Below are 5380 nucleotides of genomic sequence, written 5' to 3'. Positions count from 1 at the left end.
GGAAGTGGTGTCGCTGCTCGGGCCGTCCGGCAGCGGGAAAACGACCCTGCTGCGCGCCGTCGCCGGGCTGGAGAAGCCCACCGCCGGGCGGATTACCATTGGCAAAACCGCGGTCTACGACGGCAATCCGCGCAGCGAAATCCCCGCCGAGGAGCGCAATCTGGGGCTGGTGTTCCAGTCCTATGCCCTGTGGCCGCATAAGACCGTATTTGAAAACGTCGCCTATCCGCTCAGGCTGCGCAAGGTCGCCAGCGGCGAAATCGCCCAGCGGGTGCAGGCGGTGCTTGACCAGCTCGGCCTGGGGCATCTTGGCAGCCGCCATCCCCATCAGCTCTCCGGCGGCCAGCAGCAGCGCGTGGCTATTGGCCGGGCGCTGGTCTACAACCCGCCGGTTATCCTGCTCGACGAACCGCTGTCGAACCTCGACGCCAAGCTGCGCGAAGAGGCGAGGGTCTTTCTGCGCGAGCTGATTATCAAGCTCGGGCTCTCGGCGCTGATGGTGACTCACGACCAGAATGAGGCGATGGCGATATCCGACCGTATCCTGCTGTTGAACAACGGGGTGATCGAACAGCAGGGCACGCCCCAGGAGATGTACGGCAATCCGACGACGCTGTTTGCCGCCGAGTTTATGGGCAGCAACAACCGCCTGCGCGGTAAGATAACGGCTCTTGAAAACGGCCGGGCGCGCATCGAGGGTGCCAGCTGGGCGCTGTGGGGCATGGCGGGAGAGGGGCTCAGCGTCGGTCAGCAGGCAACGGCGGTGATCCGCGTTGAGCGCCTGCGTCTCGGCTCCTCCCCGGAAGACAACATGCTCGAGCTGCCGCTGTTGACCAGCATGTATCTTGGCGACCGCTGGGAATATCTGTTCCGCACCCGCGGGGATGACTTTGCCATTCGCGCCTACGGCTCGGCGCTGCGCGACGCGGAGCATTGCCATATTACGCTTCCCGCCGACGACCTGTGGATATTCCCGACGCCTTAGGTGACGGCATAAAATCGGTCGCGGCGAGAAGGGGCGACGGTCGAAATAAATAGGGACGGGCGGCGCGATTAATAGCTGATAACGCTCGCCCGGCACGGCGCAAATAACCGCCAGACGCCGGCGAAAGTAAAGTAATTAATATCCGTAATTAACTAATTTAACCGCTCAAATTGTTTAATATTTGCCGACGCTGGCGTTTGCACGCCGCCAGGCAGACATGTACCATAAACAAATAATAACATTTGTGATACATATCACTCTTTTTTTGGCACGGATAAGCACTACGCCTTCGGTGATTCCGCACGAGCTTCTGCATCCAGGTTATTTAATAAACGTTCTCATTATCAAATCCCGGGAATATTTTTTCCGTTTCGACGACGGATTTTGAGAATCGACTAATATCCAAACGATAACGCGATAAATAATCACCTCGCCAACGGCGATTTTTTTGTACGACTTAACGGAATCGAACCGGCAGGTCCCGCGATGCGGAGGCTGAATGGTATCGGTTCCAGATTCGATATTGCTGGGCTTGTAACCTACAAAAGCAGCCATTTAAAATGACAGGAATGTGATAATGTCGAGTGAAAAAACCAACAGCTCGAGGCGTGATTTTTTAGTAAAATCAATGGCCTTGATTCCAACGGTCGTCATCGCTGGCGGCGGCGTCGGGGCCATTGGCGCCGCGGCTGAGGCCCAGGCATCCGACGCCGCGGCAAAAACGCCGGCCGGCGAGGGCTGGCAGCCGCAGTTCTTCAACGAGCAGGAGTGGGCGTTTATCAATGCCGCGGTGGCTCGCCTTATCCCGGCCGACGAGCTGGGGCCCGGCGCGCGCGAGGCGGGGGTTCCGGAGTTTATCGATCGCCAGATGAATACCCCCTATGCTACCGGTTCCATCTGGTATATGCAGGGTCCGTTTAACCCGGACGTGCCGAAAGAGATGGGCTACCAGCTTCCGCTGGTGCCGAAACAGATCTACAACCTCGGGATTGCGGACGCCGACGAATGGTGCCGCAGCCAGCATCAGAAGCCTTTTGCCGAACTGACCGCCGGGCAGCAGGACGCCGCGCTGGGCCAGTTTGAAGCGGGCAGCGCCGCGTTTAAGCAGCTGCCGTCCTCGCTGTTCTTCTCTTATCTGCTGCAGAACACCCGCGAAGGATTCTTCAGCGACCCGATTCATGGCGGCAATAAGGGCATGGTCGGCTGGACGTTGATTAATTTTCCCGGCGCGCGCGCCGACTTTATGGACTGGGTTGAACGGGGTGAACGCTATCCCCTCCCGCCGGTATCAATTAATGGGGAGAGGGCGTAACGATGGCCACCGTACTGAAAAAAACCGATGTCGCGATTGTGGGCTTTGGCTGGGTTGGCGCCATTATGGCCAAAGAGCTGACCGAAGCGGGCCTCAACGTGGTGGCGCTGGAGCGCGGCCCGATGCGCGATACCTGGCCCGATGGCGCCTATCCGCAGGTGGTCGATGAGCTGACCTACAACATTCGCCGCAAGCTGTTCCAGGACCTGTCGAAAAGCACGGTCACCATTCGCCATAATAGCGCTCAGGATGCGGTGCCGTACCGTCAGCTGGCGGCCTTCCTGCCGGGAACCGGCGTTGGCGGCGCGGGCCTGCACTGGTCCGGGGTGCACTTCCGCGTTGACCCGATTGAGCTGCGGATGCGCAGCCACTATGAGGAGCGCTACGGCAAAAGCTTTATCCCGCAGGATATGATCATCCAGGATTTCGGCGTCACCTACGACGAGCTGGAGCCGTTCTTTGATAAGGCGGAAAAGGTTTTCGGCACTTCGGGCACCGCCTGGTCGGTGAAGGGGAAGGTGGTCGGGAAGGATCGCGGCGGCAACGTCTTTGCCCCGGATCGCTCGGACGACTTCCCGCTGCCGGCGCAGAAGAATACCTGGTCGGCGCAGCTGTTTGAGAAGGCGGCGCGCGAGGTGGGCTATCACCCGTACAACCTGCCGTCGGCCAACACCTCTGACTCCTATACCAACACCTACGGCGCGCAGATGGGGCCGTGCAACTTCTGCGGCTACTGCAGCGGCTACGCCTGCTACATGTATTCCAAGGCCTCGCCAAACGTCAATATCCTGCCGGCGCTGCGCCAGGAGAAGCGCTTTGAGCTGCGCACCAACGCCAACGTGCTGAAGGTTAACCTCACCCCCGACCGGCAGCGGGCCACCGGCGTCAGCTACGTCGACGCCCAGGGGCGGGAGATGGAGCAGCCGGCCGATCTGGTTATCATCGGCGCCTTCCAGTTCCACAACGTGCACCTGATGCTGCTCTCCGGCATCGGCAAACCCTACGATCCGCAAACCGGCGAAGGGGTGGTCGGGCGCAACTTTGCCTATCAGAACATGACCACCATTAAGGCTATCTTCGATAAAGATACCGTCACCAACCCGTTTATTGGCGCCGGCGGCAACGGCGTCGGGATTGATGACTTTAACGGCGATAACTTCGATCACGGCGCCGCCGGTTTTGTCGGCGGCTCTCCGTTCTGGGTCAACCAGGCCGGGACCAAGCCTATCTCCGGCCTGCCGGTTCCGCCGGGCACCCCGGCGTGGGGCAGCAGGTGGAAAGCGGCGGTTGCCGACACCTATACCCACCATCTGTCGATGGACGCGCACGGCGCGCATCAATCCTACCGCCAGAACTATCTTGACCTCGATCCGAACTACAAAAACGTCTTTGGCCAGCCGCTGCTGCGCATGACCTTTGACTGGCAGGAAAACGACATCAAGATGGCGCAGTTTATGTTCGACAAGATGGCGCCGATTGCCAAAGCCATGAAGCCGAAATATATGCTCGGCAGCCCGAAAAACGCCAACAGCCACTTTGATACCACCAGCTATCAGACCACCCACATGAACGGCGGGGCGGTGATGGGCGAGAACCCGAAAACCAGCGCCGTTAACCGCTATCTGCAGAGCTGGGATGTGCACAACGTTTTCGTTATCGGCGCCTCTGCCTTCCCGCAGGGCCTGGGATATAACCCGACGGGAACCGTGGCCGCGCTGGCCTACTGGTCGGCAAAAGCGATCCGCGAACGGTACCTGAAAAACCCGGGTCCACTGGTGCAGGCATAAAGGAAGGCAAATGATGAAGATGCAATGGCTATCTGCACTGGTGCTCGGTGCGCTGAGTTTTTCCGCTTTCGCCGAGGAGGCCCCGGCCGACGGCAGCTTAATTAAACAGGGTGAGTATCTGGCGCGCGCGGGGGACTGCGTCGCCTGCCATACCAACGGTAAAGAGGGCCAGCCCTTCGCCGGCGGTCTGCCGATGGGGACGCCAATCGGCACCATCTACTCCACCAACATTACCCCGGATAAAACCCACGGTATCGGCGACTATACCTTTGAAGAGTTCGACGATGCGGTGCGTAAAGGGGTGCGTAAAGACGGCTCGACGCTCTATCCGGCGATGCCGTACCCGTCGTTCGCGCGCATCAGCGAAGCGGACATGCGGGCAATGTACGCCTACTTTATGCACGGCGTGGCGCCGGTAAACGCGGCGAATCGCGACAGCGATATCCCGTGGCCGCTCTCTATGCGCTGGCCGCTGGTGTTCTGGCGCGGGATCTTCGCGCCCGCGCCGAGCGATTTTGTTGCTAATCCGCAGGCCGACCCGCTGCTTGAGCGCGGCCGCTATCTGGTTGAGGGGCTCGGCCACTGCGGCGCCTGCCATACGCCGCGTAGCCTGACCATGCAGGAGAAGGCGCTGAGCGAAACCGAAGGCGACGATTTCCTCTCCGGCAGCAGCGCGCCGGTGGACGGCTGGGTCGCCTCGAGCCTGCGCGGCGAAAACCGCGACGGCCTCGGCAGCTGGAGCGAGGCGGAGCTGGCGGAGTTCCTGAAAACCGGCCGCAACGATAAGTCGGTGGTCTTCGGCGGCATGAGCGACGTGGTGGAGCACAGCCTGCAGTATCTCTCCGACGAGGACGTGACGGCGATTGCCCGCTACCTGAAATCCCTGCCGCCGCGCGGCGGTCAGCAGACCCCTGCGCCGGTGGAGGACAGCGTGGCGAAAGATCTGTGGAAGGGGGATGACAGCAAGCCCGGCGCGGCGCTGTACGTCGATAACTGCGCGGCCTGTCACCGTACCGACGGCGCGGGCTATAAACGCGCCTTCCCGGCGCTGAAGGGCAACCCGGTGGTGCAGACGCAGGATGCGACGTCGCTTATCCACATCATCCTGACGGGCAGCACCACGCCGGCGGTGAAAAATGCGGTCTCTAACCTGACCATGCCGCCGTTTGGCTGGCGCCTGGACGACGGGCAGGTGGCGGATGTTGTCAACTTCATCCGCACCAGCTGGGGCAACAGCGCGCCGCCGGTCACCGCCAGCGACGTGGCGAAAGTCCGCAAGGACAGGTCGATCGTACC

The 5380-nt window shown here is 60.9% G+C and carries 4 protein-coding genes; all 4 read left to right on the top strand.

From position 1 onward, the window contains the following. Positions 1-985 (top strand): ABC transporter ATP-binding protein (locus PFH44_RS24640; RefSeq protein ID WP_283826457.1); only part of this gene is annotated, 985 nt, incomplete at its 5' end. A gap of 574 nt (positions 986-1559) precedes the next feature. Next, complete coding sequence (locus tag PFH44_RS24635; RefSeq protein ID WP_283826458.1) at positions 1560-2297, top strand: gluconate 2-dehydrogenase subunit 3 family protein; 738 nt, start codon at positions 1560-1562, stop codon at positions 2295-2297. Between the two features lie 2 nt (positions 2298-2299). Next, positions 2300-4084, top strand: a complete 1785-nt coding sequence (locus PFH44_RS24630) for a GMC family oxidoreductase (protein ID WP_123708231.1) — start codon at positions 2300-2302, stop codon at positions 4082-4084. 10 nt (positions 4085-4094) lie between these two features. Then, on the top strand, positions 4095-5380 hold a 1286-nt coding region (locus PFH44_RS24625), incomplete at its 3' end, for a c-type cytochrome (protein ID WP_283826456.1).

This window comes from Klebsiella sp. Ech2A, from assembly GCF_030078455.1.
GTDB lineage: Bacteria > Pseudomonadota > Gammaproteobacteria > Enterobacterales > Enterobacteriaceae > Klebsiella > Klebsiella terrigena.
The sequence above is the reverse complement of the archived record's forward strand: the minus strand, read 5'-3'. Positions and strand labels throughout refer to the sequence as shown.

What these genes read in the sequence shown, in the direction of transcription:
- PFH44_RS24630 (WP_123708231.1), top strand. Translation starts at nt 2,300, where the DNA reads ATGGCCACCGTACTGAAAAAAACCGATGTCGCGATTGTGGGCTTTGGC.